The 18,715-nt window shown below is 40.4% G+C and carries 17 protein-coding genes and 1 pseudogene; 3 read left to right on the top strand and 15 right to left on the bottom strand.

What is annotated here, in order from left to right:
• Positions 1–5 precede the first annotated feature (5 nt).
• The 13 genes from OXPF_RS07950 to OXPF_RS07890 form a co-directional block, all read right to left on the bottom strand.
• Positions 6–968 carry a bifunctional 4-hydroxy-2-oxoglutarate aldolase/2-dehydro-3-deoxy-phosphogluconate aldolase gene (locus OXPF_RS07950; protein ID WP_054874676.1) on the bottom strand — a complete coding sequence of 321 codons (963 nt, stop codon included), beginning with the start codon at positions 966–968 and terminating at the stop codon, positions 6–8.
• Between the two features lie 24 nt (positions 969–992).
• The gene (locus OXPF_RS07945; RefSeq protein ID WP_054874675.1) at positions 993–2,951 is read right to left on the bottom strand and encodes an FAD-binding protein; all 1,959 of its coding nucleotides are present in this window, start codon (positions 2,949–2,951) and stop codon (positions 993–995) included.
• 3 nt (positions 2,952–2,954) lie between these two features.
• The gene (locus OXPF_RS07940; RefSeq protein WP_054874674.1) at positions 2,955–3,722 is read right to left on the bottom strand and encodes a 3-ketoacyl-ACP reductase; all 768 of its coding nucleotides are present in this window, start codon (positions 3,720–3,722) and stop codon (positions 2,955–2,957) included.
• A 69-nt stretch (positions 3,723–3,791) separates the two neighbouring features.
• Positions 3,792–5,156, bottom strand: a complete 1,365-nt coding sequence (locus OXPF_RS07935) for an oxidoreductase (protein ID WP_054874673.1) — start codon at positions 5,154–5,156, stop codon at positions 3,792–3,794.
• Positions 5,157–5,294: 138 nt separating this feature from the next.
• Positions 5,295–6,320 (bottom strand): zinc-dependent alcohol dehydrogenase, encoded by a 1,026-nt coding sequence (locus tag OXPF_RS07930; RefSeq protein ID WP_054874672.1) that lies wholly within the window; start codon positions 6,318–6,320, stop codon positions 5,295–5,297.
• 102 nt (positions 6,321–6,422) lie between these two features.
• Positions 6,423–7,430: a LacI family DNA-binding transcriptional regulator gene (locus OXPF_RS07925; protein ID WP_054874671.1), complete on the bottom strand. Its 1,008-nt coding sequence runs from the start codon at positions 7,428–7,430 to the stop codon at positions 6,423–6,425.
• Between the two features lie 174 nt (positions 7,431–7,604).
• Positions 7,605–9,260 carry a dihydroxy-acid dehydratase gene (ilvD, locus tag OXPF_RS07920; protein WP_054874670.1) on the bottom strand — a complete coding sequence of 552 codons (1,656 nt, stop codon included), beginning with the start codon at positions 9,258–9,260 and terminating at the stop codon, positions 7,605–7,607.
• Between the two features lie 56 nt (positions 9,261–9,316).
• Complete coding sequence (locus tag OXPF_RS07915; protein WP_054874669.1) at positions 9,317–10,015, bottom strand: ABC transporter ATP-binding protein; 699 nt, start codon at positions 10,013–10,015, stop codon at positions 9,317–9,319.
• Positions 10,009–10,779, bottom strand: coding sequence for an ABC transporter ATP-binding protein (locus OXPF_RS07910; RefSeq protein WP_054874668.1), 771 nt, complete (start codon positions 10,777–10,779; stop codon positions 10,009–10,011). The genes OXPF_RS07915 and OXPF_RS07910 overlap by 7 nt, the downstream gene beginning before the upstream one ends.
• Positions 10,769–11,638, bottom strand: a complete 870-nt coding sequence (locus tag OXPF_RS07905; RefSeq protein WP_054874667.1) for a branched-chain amino acid ABC transporter permease — start codon at positions 11,636–11,638, stop codon at positions 10,769–10,771. Before OXPF_RS07905 ends, OXPF_RS07910 begins: the two co-directional genes overlap by 11 nt.
• 14 nt (positions 11,639–11,652) lie before the next feature.
• On the bottom strand, positions 11,653–12,525 hold the full coding sequence (locus tag OXPF_RS07900) for a branched-chain amino acid ABC transporter permease (RefSeq protein ID WP_054874666.1): 873 nt from the start codon (positions 12,523–12,525) through the stop codon (positions 11,653–11,655).
• A gap of 108 nt (positions 12,526–12,633) precedes the next feature.
• Positions 12,634–13,827 (bottom strand): ABC transporter substrate-binding protein, encoded by a 1,194-nt coding sequence (locus OXPF_RS07895; RefSeq protein WP_054874665.1) that lies wholly within the window; start codon positions 13,825–13,827, stop codon positions 12,634–12,636.
• A gap of 372 nt (positions 13,828–14,199) precedes the next feature.
• Positions 14,200–14,577, bottom strand: coding sequence for a dimethylsulfonioproprionate lyase family protein (locus OXPF_RS07890; RefSeq protein ID WP_054874664.1), 378 nt, complete (start codon positions 14,575–14,577; stop codon positions 14,200–14,202).
• A 338-nt stretch (positions 14,578–14,915) separates the two neighbouring features.
• Here OXPF_RS07890 and OXPF_RS07885 point away from each other — a divergent pair, with 338 nt between their 5' ends.
• Genes OXPF_RS07885 through OXPF_RS07880 form a run of 3 tightly spaced genes read left to right on the top strand, consistent with a single transcriptional unit; the run spans position 14,916 to position 16,893 of the window.
• Entirely contained in the window at positions 14,916–16,079 is a 1,164-nt protein-coding gene (locus OXPF_RS07885) for a uroporphyrinogen decarboxylase family protein (RefSeq protein WP_054874663.1), read from the top strand.
• Between the two features lie 11 nt (positions 16,080–16,090).
• Entirely contained in the window at positions 16,091–16,213 is a 123-nt protein-coding gene (locus OXPF_RS23360; RefSeq protein WP_278308366.1) for a hypothetical protein, read from the top strand.
• Between the two features lie 17 nt (positions 16,214–16,230).
• Entirely contained in the window at positions 16,231–16,893 is a 663-nt protein-coding gene (locus tag OXPF_RS07880; RefSeq protein ID WP_054874662.1) for a TetR/AcrR family transcriptional regulator, read from the top strand.
• 906 nt (positions 16,894–17,799) lie between these two features.
• Here the strand turns inward: OXPF_RS07880 and OXPF_RS07875 are convergent.
• Positions 17,800–18,558 (bottom strand): transposase, encoded by a 759-nt coding sequence (locus OXPF_RS07875; protein ID WP_054874661.1) that lies wholly within the window; start codon positions 18,556–18,558, stop codon positions 17,800–17,802.
• Positions 18,533–18,715 (bottom strand): annotated as a pseudogene (locus tag OXPF_RS07870) (ISL3 family transposase); the annotation flags it as partial. The gene OXPF_RS07875 and the pseudogene OXPF_RS07870, both read right to left, overlap by 26 nt.

Raw genomic sequence — 18,715 nt, 5'->3', positions numbered from 1 at the left:
TCCTCCTATTTCTGTGCAAGGTGCACTGCAAAGCCTGCTATCTCCTGTTCTAAATAAATAGCAGCTATTTTGCCCTTGGCATCCAATTTTACACTATTTTCATTAAATTTGATTCCCCTGCTTTCCAAATGAGCCTTTGCCCTTGGAATAGAGTAGGTTTTAATTCCGATATGCCCGTTCTTTCCTAAGAAAGGAGCTTTCATAACTTCTACTGCAGTTCCTGCAAATATGGAGCTGTTGCCGTTTTTAACAAGCATATTAAAGAGCATGCCGAACATATTTGCAACAGATAAAGCTTCTTCTTCATTTGCCGCATTTATGCCCACATGTGCTATTTCAAAGCCCAGCATAATATCAACAGCCTGCCTTGATAATGCAGTTATTTTATCCCATTCCTTGTTCTTTATGAATTCCTCTTTTACCATGAAGCTCCCGCCGCAGGCGATTATTTTATCAAAGGAAAGATAAGTGCTTAAATTTTTCAAATCAATTCCGCCGGTGGGTATGAATTTCATATTGGCAAAGGGACCGGCTAAGGATTTTATCTTATCCAAACCGCCGCTTTGCTCTGCCGGGAAGAATTTTACAACTTCAAGTCCCATCTCGATTGCCAGCTCTATTTCAGAAGCTGTAGTGCAGCCGGGAGTTATAGGCATTCCTATTTCATTGCAGTATGCAACAGTCTTTGGGTTAAAGCCCGGGCTTACGATGAATTCCGCTCCGGCATCCTTTGCAGCCTTAACCTGGTCAATTGTCAATACCGTTCCTGCTCCCACAACCATTTGAGGGAATGCTTCCTTTATTGCCTTTATTGCCTTATCGGCACCTGCTGCACGAAAGGTGATTTCAGCGATGGGCAGCCCTCCGTCGATTAAAGCCTTGGCAAGAGGAACTGCATTTTCAATGTCTTCAATCTTAATAACAGGTACAATGCCTATGCCGCTTATTTTTTTTAACACCTCATTCATTTACGACACCCCTTTATATAAAAATTAATAAACATTTCCGTTTTCTCTAAAGCTTCTCCAGACGTTTTCAAAGAAGTCATCATCTTTTGGAATATCCCTGACAGGTCTCCAGCTAAATAAGCACTTTCCATCCTTAAAGACGACTTCCTGAATAAGATCGTTCTTGCTGCCGTCATCTAAATTAAAACTGAATACATCCGGAAGGGTTTCATCCACCTTTCGGCCTGATTTATCGCTGTAGAAGGAAGAGCCCCTGCTCTTTCCACCCATTTTTACGTAATCTGCCATGGAAGATAAATAAACATACTGGCTTAAAAGCATATCATAAAGCCTGTATACAAGCGAAAGCTTTTCTGTTTCATCTGCTTTGACAAGTATATCAAAGCTTTCAATTTCATTTTTGACCTCATTAAGGGCCCTTTCAATTTCAGCGCTGTCTCTTATGGCAGCACCTGCACGGCTCATCCTTTTTTGGGCATTTTCCCACAAGGCGTCAATATTTGATTCATGGGATAATAAATTTTTCGATAAGTCCAATACTTTCTCAATTTTCTCTGAAGCCTTTTCAATAAATTCATTTACTGAAAGAGCTTCCCCCTTGCGGTTGGAGGCAACAAACTGGGCAGCCCTTGTAGAGCCTACCTGCCCTGCGTTCAATGCGCTGCCGCCGGGGCGGTATATACCGTGGCTTCCTGCAGCTTCACCTGCCGCAAAAAAGCCTTCGATATTGCTTTGCCACCATTTATCAATTGCTATTCCGCCGTTGTTATGCTGGGCGCAAAGAGCAATTTCGAGGGGTTGTTTTTTTAAATCCACACCGCGGCTCAAGTAAAATTCATAAGCCGGGGTATTCATATGAAGAAGCCTTTCAATTGGAGTTCCGAAAAGAGCTCCTGCCTTATCCAAGTATTCATAGCTTTCATTATCAAGCTTTTTAAAATCAATATCACAATCTCCAGGGTTGTTTCTAAAATCCAAAAATACTCTGCGTCCCTTTATACAGGTTTCTATATATACAAGTATATCAACAATGGAGGAGCCCCCTATTATTTTTCTTACATCAAAAGGCCACTGATATCCTTTCATGAAAACTCTGGACAGCATTTCGCCGTAATCCTTAAAGAAATCGGTTAAAAACTCCCGCTCATCATTTTCGTCCTTACCGGTGGAAATGAATTTAGGCAATACCTGCATATATGTTCCCGATACATTCCATCTTGGTTTTACAGAAGCAAGCCCATATTGCCATTCTGTCAGGTTTCTTCCCATGACGCCTGCTTCAAATGCTATACCCGAGGAACCATAATGGCCGAAGGGATATACTGAATCCGCATACATGCCGGCAGGCCCTCCCGTTGCAAATATTACACTTTTGCAGTTAAAGAGGGTAAATTTAGGTTTGTCTTTTCCGTCAATTAAGTTAAGGCATAAAAGCCCTAAAAAAGTATCATTTTCCGTAAGCACTTTAACTACCTGACAGCTGTCAAATATTTTTATGTTTTTTGATATCACGTCACGCTCCAATGCTTCTGTCATGTGCTTTGAAGTAAGAGGGCCGACTGATGTAGCGCGGCGCCTCGGGTCATGGTCGGTCTTATAGCCTATATACTCCCCATAGCGGTTTACGGGAAAGGGCACACCTAAATCACACAGCCTTAAAAAGCAGCGGGCGGATAATGCCGCTTCTGCTAAAGCAACATCACCGTCAACACAGCCGCCGGCAAACAAAGTCTGTGCCAGTTCTCCCACCGAGTCCGGTTCTGCGCCGGATAATGTAAGCTTGTAATAAGTCTGCTTGTCAGACCCTGTGTTTCTTGATGTGCCGGCATTTATATGTTCTGTAACTATCGCTATATCTGTCTGATTGAGAGAATGAAGCCTTGATGCGGCATTAAAGCCCGCTGCACCGCTTCCTACTACGACAGTATTTAGTGAGTATACATCCAGTTCCAGGCCTGATATATTCACTGTATCATGTTTCATGGCCTACAGCCTCCTGATATGGAATCCGCCGTCCAAATTAAGGTGGTCGCCGGTTGAATATGTCATCTTATCCGAGCATAAAAGGGATACTGCATTTGCTATATCCTCTGGATATCCCCAGCGTTTTATGGGGAACATGCCCTGTTTAATAAGCTCATCATATTTTTCTTTAACCTTTGAAGTCATATCCGTCGCAATCACTCCCGGCCTTACCTCATAAACGAATATGCCTTCATCGGCTAATCTATCGGCATAAAGAGTGGTAAGCATGGATATACCAGCCTTTGAAATGCAGTATTCACCTCTGTTTACAGAAGATACTGTTGCCGAAATTGACGATACGTTCACTATTGTTCCTCTCTTAAATGTACTTTTCTCCTGGCCTATCATTTGTTTAGCTACAAGCTGGGTGAAAAACATGGTACCTTTAAGATTTATGCCTATAACATGGTCAAAGCTCTCTTCTGTCATCTCCAATAAATCTGCTCGAACCTTTGGGGCAACACCTGCATTATTTACAAGTACATCTATTGAACCGAATTTTTTTACCGTTTCATTGACACAACGCTGTCTGTCATCAGCATTATCAATGCTCCCCTGGATATATAAAACATCTGCTCCTGTTTTTCTTATTTCATCAAAAGCTTCCCTGTAAGTATCCTCAGGGCTGGAACCCATTACCGAAACGTTCATTCCGTCAGCTGCCAATTGCTTTACTATTGCAAGACCGATTCCTCTGCCTCCGCCGGTTACTATAGCTGTCTTATTCATATTTAACCTCCATTAGCGATAATCACTGCTTTAACTCAAGCACTCCTTTATTTATAACTTCTTCTATAATTACTTGCCGGCTGCTGTTGCCTTTTCTCTGGCCTCATTATATAAAGGTACATATACTTCTGTATCTCTTATAACACATCCGGTCCTTCCGCCGTCTCTCATTATCTGAGTGCACTTGCTGCAAGCTATGCATACTTTCTTAGGATCCATTTGCCCTTTTTCCAAAAGGTCCTTAGGCGCATCAGGATATGCAAATGCTTCTCTGCCTATCCCCATCATTGTAACGGAACCATCAGCAATGTTAGCTGCACCGGCATAACCAATAAATTGCCTGAGCCAGCTGTATCCGTTTCCTATTACGGGAATATCAGGAACTGTGTGCTGAATTCTGCGGGTGAATTCAAAAAGCCTTGCCACGCTTTCAATAGGATGTTCATCCGGTATTTCACCGTTTAGTGTAGGAGTATCAAAAGGCCTTGTAACCTGCGGGAAACGGAAGTATGGATTTCCGGCAGAATTGCTCAGTAAATTCACCCCCGCCTTTTTAAGCAGTTCAACAAATTTTAACGGTTCTGTGAGATCGGATTTCCAGCAGTCATCCTTATCTACACCAAAACCATAAGGATATGGGTGAGAATCGAAAACATTAAAACGGCTTGCAATTATAAAATCATTGCCTACTGTCTTTTTAACGGCTTCAATTGTTGATAGCATAAGGCGGGTCCTGTTTTCAAAGCTGCCGCCGTATTTCCCTTCTCTGGTAAATGCACTTAAAACTTCAGAGAAAAGATATCTATGACATGATTTTATATCAACGCCGTCAAAGCCTGCTTCCCTTGCCAAAGCTGCGGCTTTCGCATATTTCTCGGGAAGTGAGTCCAAATATTCATCTGTTGCAACGGGATAGTCCCCTGCCGCTCCCACAGGCGGATCAAGTAGCGGATCATGCTGTGCTATGATAGGTTCGGCTTTCCCATTTGGCTTTGAGTAGCGTCCTGAATGTGTCAGCTGAAGGATTTTTACCGGTACGTGATTTTCGCCGCAAGCTTTCTTTGCCTCGCTGTTAGACATATCCACCAATTCTTTAAATGATTTTATGTTTTCCTGATTTATAGAAAGCTGCAGGGGATTTGCTTTACCTTCAGGCACAACGGCACAGGCCTCAAACCATAAAAGGCCTGCTCCCCCTGAAGCAAAACGTTTATATCTTCTGAATACAAGGTCTGAAGGACTGCCGTCGCTATTGCTGTCGCAGCCTTCCATGGGAAGGATAGCTATGGCGTTAGGGGTTTTTGTATTCCCTATCTTCACCCCCCGTGACAGAGGCGAGAGATCTTTGTTTAACTTGAGATTAACACCAAGTTCTTTTATCTTTGACTCCAAATCTTCCAATGATTTATAAGCAAACTTCTCAAATTTTGCCATTTTTATTTTGTCCTCCTACTCCAATAATATTGTATAATCCGGCTATGCAATCGTTTGCATAATTAAAATAATACTATCATACCTGCCTTTTAATGTCAATTGTAAGGCTATGCTGCTACTAACTATAATGCCCCTTTTCTATGGATTTATGATTACTTTTATGGAACCAAATTTTCTGTCCAGTGATGTTTCAAGTGCCTTCTGAAGGTCATCTAACTTAAATGTATGAGTGACCAGTTTTTCGATGTCAATTTCTTTAGACATTTCAAGGGCAACGGGAAAGTCCCAGCAATAGCCTTGAGAACCCTGGACCTTAATTTCATGAGTGATGAAACGAGTTGCCGGAATTGTTATATTTGGATTTTCAAAAATTCCAATAATAGTCGCCAATCCGTTTTTCTTAAGCGTCATCATAGCTTGATTGAATGTCTCCTCGATACCGACGCATTCGAAGCTTTTATCCACGCCTGTTCCCCCTGTAATCTCACTGACAGCTTCATAAATATTCTCTTTTGATGTATTTATACCCCTTGTGGCACCCAGTTCCAATGCCATATCAAGACGCCTCTGTGAACTGTTGGATATTATGACATCCGTTGCACCGCACTTTCTGCATAATGCTGCAATCAGAATACCTATGGCCCCTGCGCCTATTATCAGAACTTTCTCTCCCATTTTAACATCCGCTCTTTTAACAGCGTGAACAGCCACAGACAGGGGCTCAATCAAAGCTCCTGCATTATAGGACAAGTGTTCCGGAAGTTTATATACATAAGGCTCTTCTATGGTTATATATTCGGCCATAGCTCCATCTCCATTGCGGTAAGTAAAGCTTATATTCTCACAGTAGCCATAATTTCCCGTCCTGCAGGCCGGACATTTTCCGCATACCATAACCGGTTCAACCGTCACCTTATCGCCAATTTTTACTCTTTTGACTTCGCTCCCAACAGCAACGACATCACCAGAAAATTCATGACCAATGGTTACAGGCAGGGGGGCTGACGGGTGCTTTCCTTTAAAAATATGAAGATCACTGCCGCAGATGGCACTGGAAACGATTTTTATTACAACCTGTTCAGCTTTAGGTTCAGCTACCTTTCTTGTCAAAAAATCTACTTTGCCGGGTTCAAATACCCTTCCTACTCTATTTAGAAGTTCCATTTGTACTTCCTCCTTTGATAAACCTTCAGAATAAAGATACGACCTGCAAGACCACAACTGATCAGCAGGCCGCCTATTTTTATGAATCTATTCATATAAAATCTAGCGAGTGGATTTTCTGATTATTATATCCGTATTCATATAGTCAATTACAGGTTTTGACGGTATCACATTCTTTTCCTTGGCTTTTATCATATCAATAAGCTTTTTAGCCGCTAAAACCCCCATCTCATAAAGAGGCTGGGAAACGGTGGACAATGGCGGGTCAATAAGCGCACTTACTTCAATATTATCAAATCCCATTACGGATATATCCGCAGGGATACGCAAACCCCGGTCCTTGATTGCTCTTATAATAACAATTGCTTTCGGGTCACTGGTAGCAAAAACCGCATCGGGCCTTATTCCTCTGTTTAAAAGGTTTTGGGTAAGATAATAAAAACTGTTGGGACCGCTGGTCTCCTCCATAATAAGGCTTTCGTCCACTTCTATGCCGTGGGCCTTAAGTGCATCCATATACCCCTGCAGCCTTTTTTGGTAAATTGAAAGATCCTTGCGCCCTGCAGCTATGGCTATACGCTTGTGCCCAGTTCTGATAAGATAGGAAACTGCGTCATAAGCTGCCCGGTAATTATCAATTACAACAGCATCAATGGAATCATCATAAAAACGTGATGTTAAAACTACAGGAAACCCATCGGCTTTAAGTTTTCTTATATGGTCGCTGCTAGGCAGCATTGAAGATATAATAAAACCGTCAATCCACCTGTTTTGAAGCTTATTTATATATTCTTTTTCTACTTCTGCATTCTCATCGGTATTGCACAATATAACCGTAAAGCCATTTTTGCGGGCGGTATTTTCTACCCCTCTTGTTACTATAGGGAATATTTCGTTTTCAATGCTGGGCACCATAAGTGCTATAGTATTTGTCCGGCCCATTTTCAATCCCTTGGCAAGAGTGTTGGGGGTATAGCCCAGCTCTTTTACGGCTTTTAAGACGCGTTCTCTCGTATCTTCATTTACGTAACTTTTACCGCTTATCACCCTGGAAACTGTGCTGGATGATACACCGGCATATTCTGCAACTGTTTTTAGATTTATTGTCATGTGCAATTCCACCCCGATCTTCCATACCAAAATTTTCTATAAAAATGCTAATGATTTAACATTATATCAACCTTTTATGACCATGTAAAACATTAAAAACATTTATATAGAAAACATCTGACGCATTGCCTTTGAAACACACATGCCCTATGCATTTACTTCTGCATCATAAAGTTAATCCCAGTAAACCGTAGCGCCTTTATGGGCAGAAGTTGTGTTTTTCCTATAAAGCTTCAGCCATCCTGATGCAGGCTTTTCAACAGGCTTCCACCCAATTCTCCGTTTCTCGAATTCCTCATCCGATACATTTACCTTGAGGACACGTTTTTCAATATCAATTTCTATTGGATCCCCATCTTTAATAAATGCTATATTTCCGCCTTCATAAGCTTCAGGCGAAACATGGCCTATAGCAAGCCCTCCTGTCGCTCCTGAGAAACGGCCGTCAGATACAAGCGCAATTTTGGTTCCCAGGCCCTTTCCTAAAACGGCAGCCATAAATGTCTCCATATGAGGCATCCCAGGTGAGCCTTTAGGCCCTTCGTAGCGGATTACCACCACATCACCTGCAACTATTTCATCCTTTAAAATCGCATGCCATGCATCATCCTGTGAATCATAAACCTTTGCAGGCCCTGTAAACTTCCAGGCTTCTTTTTCGACAGCAGAAAATTTAACGATTGCGCTGTCTGTGGCAATGTTACCGGCTAAAACTGCCAATCCTCCCTGTTCATTTATAGGGGATTTTACCGGCTTTATTATATCTTCATTCTTATTTGATGAAATGGCAATTTTATCAGCTATAGTTCCAAACATGCCTTTAGCTTCAACATTGATTTTGCTTGCCCTTGCAAGCTCGGACAAAACAGCGCCCAATCCTCCGGCAGCTGAAAAATCAACCATGGTATATGTGGGGTGGTTTGGATATATTGTGCTGATTACAGGAATCTCCCTGCTGATTTTATCAAAGAATTCCGGAGTAATGTCAAAGCCTCCCTGCCTTGCAATTGCAGGAATATGCAAAATAGAATTTGTAGAGCCTCCTGTAGCCATCATATAGCGGACTACATTCTCAAGACTGTCCTGATTTATGATATCAAGGGGCTTGACTTCATTTTTAACCAGCTCAACTATCTTGCGGGCAGCAGTTAATGCCATATCCATCCATTCTTTTGTCTGTGACCTGACACTGGCATTTCCATGAGGTGACAAGCCTAAAATCTCAGCAGTAGCACACATTGTGTTTGCCGTACCCATAAAAGGGCATACCCCAGGTGTTGGGCAGGCATTTCTTACAATTGCTTTATATTCTTCAACAGGAATATCTCCGGCAATATAGGCGGCATACGCCTGTTTAGTATGTGTAAGGGTAAGCATTTTCCCGTTATGAGAGCCGGGCGCCATAAAACCGCCGGTAAACATAACCGTAGGAATATTGACCCTTAAAGCCGCCATAATCATTCCGGGTACAACCTTATCACAGCTGCTCATCATAATCATGCCTTCAAGCATGTTAAGCTCTGCAAGGGTTTCCACCTCAGATGATACCATATCACGTGCCGGCAGTGTGTATCTGTCACCCGGAGTATTTGAGCATATTCCGTCACAAATACCGGTAACCGGCAGCTCGAGAGCAAGTCCACCGGCTTCATATATCTCTCTTTTAACTCCTTCTATAACATCTTTAAAAGGAAAATGTCCGGGGTTCATTTCATTCCATGAATTAATAATACCTATAACCGGCCTTTTAGCATCCTCTTCCGATATGCCCATGGCATATAAAAGGGTATTTCTGTGGTCAAGAGATTCTTCATTCCATTGACGTATCATATTAAAGCCTCCATGATTAATTTATTGGCATTTTAATATATTTTGCAACTTTTTTATTAACCGCCGAGATATGCCTTCTTAATATCCTCTGAATTTAAAAGGTCACATCCGGTACCGCTTAAAGAAATCCTTCCGTTTTCCAGTACATATGCCTTATCGCATATACCGAGAGCTTTACGGGCATTCTGCTCAACCAGAAGTACGGTAATACCGCTGTCGCGGATTTTCAGTATTAAATCATAAACCTGATTTACTATCATCGGCGCTAACCCAAGTGAAGGTTCGTCCAGCAGCATCATTTTAGGCCTTGACATCAAACCTCTGGCTATAGCAAGCATCTGCTGCTCTCCGCCGGATAAAGTGCCGGCATACTGGTTTTTACGCTCTTCTAAAATGGGAAAGAGTTTATAGTTTTTTTCCAAATCTTCTTCTAATTGTTTTCCTTTATGGATATAACCGCCTACTAAAAGATTATCTCTTACAGTTAATCCCGAAAATGTGCGCCGCCCTTCCGGTACATGGACTATACCCTTTTCAACCACCTTGTGGGGTTTTCCCGGGATAGGTTCCGATAAAAATTCTATACTTCCCGACGAGGGTTTCAGCATACTTGAAATACAGCGAAGAAGAGTGGTTTTTCCGGCGCCGTTTGAACCTATTATACTGACAATCTGGCCTTTTTCCGCTTCGATTGAAACATCTATCAGCGCTTCAATATGTCCGTAGCCGGCACTTAGATTCTTAACCTTTAACATTTATCTTCCTCCTCTCCGAGATATGCTTCAATTACCTCTGGATTTTCCCTTATTTCCTGAGGAGTACCTACAGCAATGGTCTTGCCGAAATTTTGCACGTATATTTTATGGGAGATTCCCATAACCAGCTCAAGGCGGTGCTCTATCAACAAAATGGCAAAGCCAATATCCCGGCTTAATTTACTTATTAAGTCCGTAAGTTCTTTTACTTCAGTAGGATTTAATCCGGCAGCCGGTTCATCCAACAACAGTACTTTGGGGTTACAGGTCAGTGCTCTGGCTATCTCAAGCTTGCGCTGCAATCCATAAGCCATGTTTTCCGGACGCTCATGCAGAAATCTGGATAATCCGACTATCTCAAGATAATGCTCGCAAATCTCCCTTCCTCTTTTTTCTTCAGCGAGGCGCTTAGGTGTCGGGAGCAGCCCGCCTACAACTGAATACTTCGATGCCGGGTCAAAAGCGCACATTACATTTTCAAGTACAGTCAACCCCTTAAACAGCCTTATATTCTGAAAGGTTCTGGATATGCCCTCACGGGTTATCTGATACTGTTCCAATCTTGTTACATCTTTGCCGTTTAATAAAACATTACCGGAATCTGCAGTATATACGCCGGTTACAACATTGAATATAGTGGTTTTTCCCGCACCGTTAGGTCCTATTATCCCGACTATATCTCCTTTTTCTGCCGTAAGAGAGAAGCCCTGTATTGCTTTAACGCCTCCAAAGCTTTTATTTATACTTTTTACATCAAGCAACATCTTGCTTCCCTCCTTTTTTCCCAAATAATTTCTTTATATTGTTTAAGGTTATCTCATATTCACCAAATAAACCTGTAGGCTTAAAATTAATAATGATTAAGACCAAAATGGCATAGAATACAGTCCTGTAAGCCGACGCGAAACGAAGGGCTTCAGGCAGGGCAGTTAAAATAATGGTGCCTACGATAGAACCCGTAAGGCTGTTGACTCCTCCGAAGAATACCATGATAACCCACTCCGCACTTCTTTTCCACCCGAAGAGTCCCGGGTCAACGTATGTGGTATAGAATGCATATAAAACTCCGGAATAAGATGTCACTGCAACGGAAAATAAAAATGCAATCATCTTTATCCTTGGCACGTTGATGCCCATAGCCTTTGCTGCAAGCTCATCACTCTTCAATGCAATGCACTGCCTACCGTATTTTGACTGTTTAAAATAACTGACCAGCAAAATACAGACTACGGCAGATATAAGCGCCACGGTAACGGTTGTGTATCTTGGGATTCCTGAAAAACCAAGTGCCCCGCCCGTCAATGACTGAGTCTGATTTAATAATGCTGTAATAGCCTCTCCGAATCCTAGTGTAACCAGTGATATATAGTCGCGGCGGAGCCTGACCGTTGGCAGGCCTACAATAAAACCTACGAAAACGCTTGCTATAATAGCAATCAAGGCTGCAACTCCAAAGGGCAGTCCGGCTTTAACAACTAAAACACCGGATACATAAGCACCTATTGCCATGAAAGCCGCCTGGCCAAGGGAGAACATACCTGTCAAACCTGTAAGAACGTATATACCTGAAACAGCTATAACAGAAATCATTGTAAAAGTAATTATGGCTAAATAAAATTCCATCTGTATAATCCCCCCTAAGCCTTTTCCTGTATATTGGAACCGGCAATACCCTGAGGCCTTACCAGCAAAAATACCAGCATGATAACAAAAGAGAATACCGGCGCATATCCGGAGCCTACAAAATTAATAAGCAAAGTTTCTATAAGTCCGAGCAAAACAGCCCCTATGACCGCACCTGAAATACTCCCGAGGCCGCCGATAACCGAAGCTATAAATCCTTTTACAACAAGGTTTCCAAGCTGCGGAAAAAGCGTATAATTTATTCCCAAGAACACACCGGCCAAACCGGCCAAGGCTCCTGAAAGCAAAAATGCAAACTGAATTGTTCCAAATACATTTATACCCATAAGACCGGCCGTATCCCTGTCGAATGAAACTGAACGAAGAGCGCGGCCCAATCTAGTTTTCTGAATTAAAAGTACCAATAATACAAGCGCTATGACTGAAGAAATAAACATAATCAAGTCGGATGTTGAGACTACTAAACCGCTGAATCTTATAACCGAAGATTTAAAAAAGCGGGGGAAATTATAAAAATTAGGGCCCACCCAAATAGTAACTATGCCCTCATATAAAGTTCCAAGCGTAATTGATGAAACGAAAAAATAAACAGGTGATGTATTGCGGATTGTTATTTTTCTGAAGGCTACAAACTCACCTATAAGGGCTATAAGCCCTCCTGCCAGCATTGATACGGCAATAACCGGAATCAATTTCCATCCAGTGGCGACGGAAACAAAATAACCTATGAATGCACTTAGTGTCATCAATGCTCCATGGGAAAAGTTAGAAAATTTCAGTACATTGAATATAAGTGAAAAGCCAGTAGCAATAAGGGCATAAACCGAGCCCAATGCTAAACCGTTTATTATAATCTGCAGTGACATTGCTTTCCTCCTTTATTATCAATCCCCCCTTGCAACATGCAGGGGGGATTGAAAGCCCAACTTATGGGGTTTGGTTTATAAAGTAAACTTTTAACTGATTTAAGCTGATTATTTCTTTTCAGGAACTGCGTAGCGTTTAATCATTTTTGGCTGTTCATCTACTATTTCATGCATAACCATTTCAAGGCCTTTAGTCTGGTGAGTTGCAGGGTCAATTGTAATATTGCCTGTCAAGCCTTGATAACCTGTTAATTTCTCAACGGCGTTCCTTATAGCTACTGAATCGTCACCAACTTCGCCAACGGTTTTTGCAATGATTTTCATAACATCGTATCCAAGGAAGAATTTATTGGTTGCATCACTGTTTTTCTTTTCCTTGTATGCTTTTGCTATGCTCTGAATCTGGGGTTCTGATTCTGTAATGTTGTTGATGTAGATTATACCGTTTGCATCAGCACCTGCAAGGCTTGGGAAAGGCGGAGCTGCATCAAGTCCGCAAACAAGCGGGCCTTCGTAGCCTATTGCACGGGCCTGCTGTACAATTAGTATAAGCTCTTGAGTGTAGTTAGGAGCATAAATGGCATCAACGCCTTCAGCCACTATTTTATTTAACATTGTTTTGAAATCTTTATCAGTAGGCTGATATGGTACTTCGGCTGCTATTGTAGCTCCAAGGCCGGATGCAGATTTTTTGAATGCATCAACAAGTGATACAGAATATGCATTTGCCTGGTTGTAAATTATGCCGAATTTCTTGAAGCCTTTTTCAGTTACAGCGTAGTTTGCCATGATATCGCCCTGCTGCATAGCTGAGGGCTGGAAAAGGAACATGTTTTTGTATGGAGTTTTGTCATCTTTTATTGTTGCTCTGTCATCGATTGCAAAAGCAAGTACCGGAACATTATAGTTCTCGGAAATAGGTGCTATAGCTATACCTATGTTTGCAACAGGAGGTCCAATGACCGCTGTTACCTTATCGGTTGTAGCCATACGTGTAAATGCGTTTATTGCTTCCTGAACGTCACCTTTTGTGTCATATGTTTTTAACTGGATTTTGCGGCCGTTTACACCACCGGCTGCATTGATTTCATCGGCTGCCCACTGAGCACCGTCCTGAATCATTTTACCGAGTGTGGATGTAGGGCCAGTTATGTCCTGAAGCACACCTATAACGATGTCACCTTCAGCTGAAGGTTGGTTGCCCCCTGGAGTTGGAGTTGGTGCGGGTTGGTTTGAAGTACCGCAAGCAGCAAGGCCTAAAGTCATAAATGCTGCTAAAAGAATTGCTAATAGTCTTTTCATTTACTTCTCCTCCTTTTGATAATAGTTTAAGTATTTTATTTTTAATTATCCGTAAAAGTTAAAAATCTCTTATACAGATAATTAAAAATCACGCTTTATGCAATTCCTGCAATCGATTGCACTTATTGCATAAAATAATACCCATACATATGTATAGATATAACTAGATTAAATATTCACTCATATTTATTTTACATACACGTGTAATGGCTTGTCAACCTCATATTACTGTTTCTTAAGCCAATATAACGAAGCAAATATTCCCATGCTTAATAAACAGCGTGCTGTCATTGTATTTGTTAATTTTACACATTTTCTATTATAAAACAGTAAATTTAAGCAAACGTTATCATATTACAACTTTATTTCTGCTTATTTTAAATGGCCCTGCTTTTCCTGTTCCCAATGATCCGCGATTTTCTTTGGCGCATATGTAAACATCATTTTCATATCATCCTTGCCGGTATTTTTAAGTAAATGAGGCAGTGTAGGGGTTATATAGACTGCATCCCCTTCTTTAACAGCCACAGTTTCCTCGCCAACAGTCATCTCTCCGGAACCCGATACAATAAAATACACTTCTTCTTCGGCATGATCATGTAATGGCACAGAACCTCCGGGGTAAATTACAACCATACCCTGGACAAAATGCTCGGCTTCCAGCGCACCATTTGGTCCTACAACCACCCTGGTTCTTCTGCCTGCCGGGAATTCCATTCCTTCAATGTCTAAATAATTGACTATCTTCATAATACAAATACCTCCTTAATATATTTAATATAAATACAGGATGCTTACAATCATAAAGAATATACCCTATTTTCTCTGGTGTCAAAGCTTTTTATACCAGCATTTCTCTTATATTTGACTTTTATCTGAAACTCAGTTATTGACTTTAAAAAACAGTTCTTATAAAATAAAAACAGTAAATATTGAGTTTTTTTCAATATTCATATTATTAACATATTTCACAATATCAGTATACTCCGTATAATAAACGCACTGATATTTGCAGAAACTAAATATTACACTTGCTCTATTATTAAAGCTGCAATCCATACTTTTTAAAAAACTGGAGGTTAAAAACAATGGCTGATTTACAGGCTCTCTATAACGAGAGGGTTGAAAGAATGGAAAAAGTATATAACAGAGGAATTCCCGACAGAGTACCCGTGTATTCAATGGTGGATAATTATGCCATACACTATGCTGGATATACTCTCAAAGAAGTAATCGAAGATGAGGAAAAGCAATACAGGGCTTATGAAAAAATCATGCTGGACTTTTTCTGGGATTCCACGATGTATTCCGGAGTGACCAAAGCGATGAAATTCTTCAACAAATTAGGAGGCGGAACCTTTAAAGTTACCGATTCACTGCAGGTTGAAGGGGGAGCCGCTGAGATTATGAATGCCGATGAGTACAAGGAGCTGGCAAAGGACCCGGCTAAATTCATGCTTAATGTGTTATACCCCAGAAAATACGGCCTTTTCACCGAAGACATAAGCTTTGAAGAAAAATATAAGAGGTTTGCTTCTGCCGTTGATGAGCTCTTCGCATTTTTAGACCTTGGAAAAAGGAATACCCAGAGGCTTAAAGACGAGCATGGCATTTTAGTAAGCAGGGGAGCCACAATGTTCATGCCTCTTGATATAATCCTGGACTTTCTAAGGGATTTTCAAGGCACCATGCTGGATATAAGAAGGAGGCCCCAGGAGGTTGCAGAAGCCTGTGACGCACTTGCTGATTACCTGCTTCAGATGATAGAAGATTCATATCCGAATCATATACCCGGACATATGATTTTCATACCTCTTCATGTGCCGCAGTTTTTACGCCCCAAGGCCTTTGAACAGGTTTACTGGCCTTCCTTCAAAAAGATACTGGATGCCTTCAGCAAAAAGGGCTATAAAGCACTTTGTTATTTTGAAAGAAACTGGGAGCACCTATATGACTATTTGCAGGAATTGCCTAAAAATACCGTAGTAGGACTCTTTGAGGATGACGATATAAGAAAAGCAAAAAAAGAATTAGGCCACATAATGTGCATAGCCGGCGGCATGCCCGTTAATAAATTAATGTATGGTACAAAAGAAGAGTGCGTGGATTATACCAAAAGCCTTTTAGATGACATGGCCCCCGGCGGCGGATATATATTCTGCTCCAATGTAATACTTCATAATGCAAAAGACGCAAAACCTGAAAATTTAAGAGCCGTTAACGAATATGTAAGAGATAACGGCAAATATTAGGAGGGAATATCATGGAGAAAAAAACAGAATATGAATTGTTGATTGAAAAATTAGGAGAAGAGTATTTTAAAGATATGTCCGAAGAACAGAGAGAAAAAATGTTAAGGCTTATAGTTTATATGATGATGAGCTAAATGGCGAGAGGTACTCTATGAGCAAATCTGAAAATATGTATAAAAAGGGTATCGATACGCGGAACAAGGTAATGTCAGCTTCAAAAAAACTCTTTTATCACCATGGCTATAACAGCACAACAATAAATATGATAAAAGAAGAGGCCGAAGTTTCCTTATCCACCATACCCTATTATTTCAATAAGAAGGATGATATTATAAAAGAAATTTATAATACCTTCATGCTGGATATTTATAGCTTTCTGGATGGGCAGAATCTTAAAGATACAGACAGCTATTTGAAGCATTTTTATGCTTCAAAAATATATTATTATATCATCCTTAATGACCATAACAACAAGCGCTTTTATTATGAAGTCAGTATGGCACAATCAAACTATGAGCTTTTATCCCCCTTTGTCGGCGGGTTGCATTTAAATTACATCCGGGATTTTAATATTACGGTATCGGACAGCGAGCTTAATTTAATACGCATGGCCGACGCCGGAGCAAGGCGGGAGATACTGTATCAGTATTATAATAACGATTTAACCATATCCATAGATGAGTTTATAAACTATGTTACATCAATAGTCGGAACGTTAATGGGCATAGATAAATCAGTCTCCCAAAAATACGGTGAACTATCCACCCAATATGTAAATACTTTAGATTATTCACATATAAAATTTCTTATATAAGAAAACATGCATGGAATTTATTGAATCCATGCATGTTTTTTTATCGTTAAATTCTATGATAGGTCCATAATTAATTCAAATGAATTCCACTGCCACCCCCCTATTCCAAAAGTTATATGCGTCCGATATGTAGAATCTGAGCTGCATACAACCATGGGACAAAGGGTGTTAATTCACCTTCGAATTGAATAATACCAATCAATCCGCTAAATCCGTTTCTTCTCCCAGTCTATTGGAATATCGTTTCATATTTTTTAATTTCAGTTGATTTGGAACGATAGAGACTCCATTTTTATACTCCTGATACCATTTTGAATTATCTTCCATGATGGTTACTACTATCAATACAATTATAAACTATTACAGAATATTCACCTATAAACTTTAGAAATATTCAGCAACAATGCTAAGCCCTATTTATGTTTGTACCAGACACAAATATTCAATCATATCAGCAATTCTAATCCACGCTTCCATGTAGGAAGCGATCAAAAAGGGGTATCAGTTGTGTATATCCCTTATATCATTTCAATCCGCGCTCCCATGAAGGTAGCGACCAATCTGTCAGACACCCCAATAAGTATCACCTGATTTCAATCCACGCTCCCATGAAGGGAGCGACAAATTACGGATGATTGGCAGCTTTTGCAAGCCACACTCCCGTATAGGAAGCGACTGTATCAACGGCAACACCTTCACCAAATAAAATCAAAATTTCAATCCACGCTTCCATGTAGGAAGCGACGGTACAACAGCAGATTAGGCTTGGTTATAAAAATATTACTCAGTTCTTGAATATTCCGGTGCGGTGGGTTCATCCTCAATTATCCGTTATACCAGGTTTTTGCAACATCATTTTTGCACTTAGCAACGGGATGTTACACCGTCCATACATTGTCCGCTTTATCATCTGAGCTTGCTGTTTGTTCCTTCAACAAATCCATTGCTATAATTGTATGTTACTGCATTTTCAACAGACTGTATATCCTTGCTTAAGCCATTAGTAAAAGACTTGATTTCGGTTAATTCGCTGTTTCTATAACTTTCAATGAATAAGTAAAGCAATGGAGCGCTCTTAAGTTCAAGAATTTTGCGGAATTCTCTGATGCATTTCTGTATCTTATGAAGTATAGGATATTTCTCAAATATGAATCCTTTGTGATTGCTAGTCAACTCGGTATTCATCCATAAGTGATTAAATACACCATTTCTTGTAATATAATCACATTTCTTTCCTATAGAACCTGTCCTATATTTAAGAGCCTCTGTCATTGTTCTGACATATGGTTGTGGCTCAAATTTTTTATTGTATTCTCGTTCTATTTTTTTAAGATAGTCAAATGCATTCGTCATTCCGCCGTCATATCCTTGTTCATATATAGCTTTAACAGTTTTACTCTTGCTAAGACCATTATTTAGACACTGCATAATATAATCCCGATAAACATCCAACTTACTTTGGCGAATTCCATATTGATAGAGTAACTTGGGATCACCTGTTTTATATTTGCTTACTGTATTTCTACCAATACCAAGTCTCCTAGCTATTTCGCGATTACTACAGCCTTCCTGACTGTATTTTTGTATCTGCAGAATAAGTTGATAACATTTATTATTAAAAACCGGAAAGTTATCCACATCAGATGGGATTTTTTTTACTACCATCCACAGTTTCTTCTTGTAAACCTGTGGATACAATATCATTATTATGTGGGATAGCAATAGTGGCAGGCACCTCGCGATTTAAAGCTTTCTTGACTGCTTCTAATAAATTTTGATGTAAATGAAATCTATCTGCAACCTGCATTACATCAGGAAGTTC

It is taken from the genome of Oxobacter pfennigii (assembly GCF_001317355.1).
Taxonomy (GTDB): Bacteria; Bacillota; Clostridia; order Clostridiales; family Oxobacteraceae; genus Oxobacter; species Oxobacter pfennigii.
This window is presented reverse-complemented; position numbering and strand designations above follow the sequence as displayed.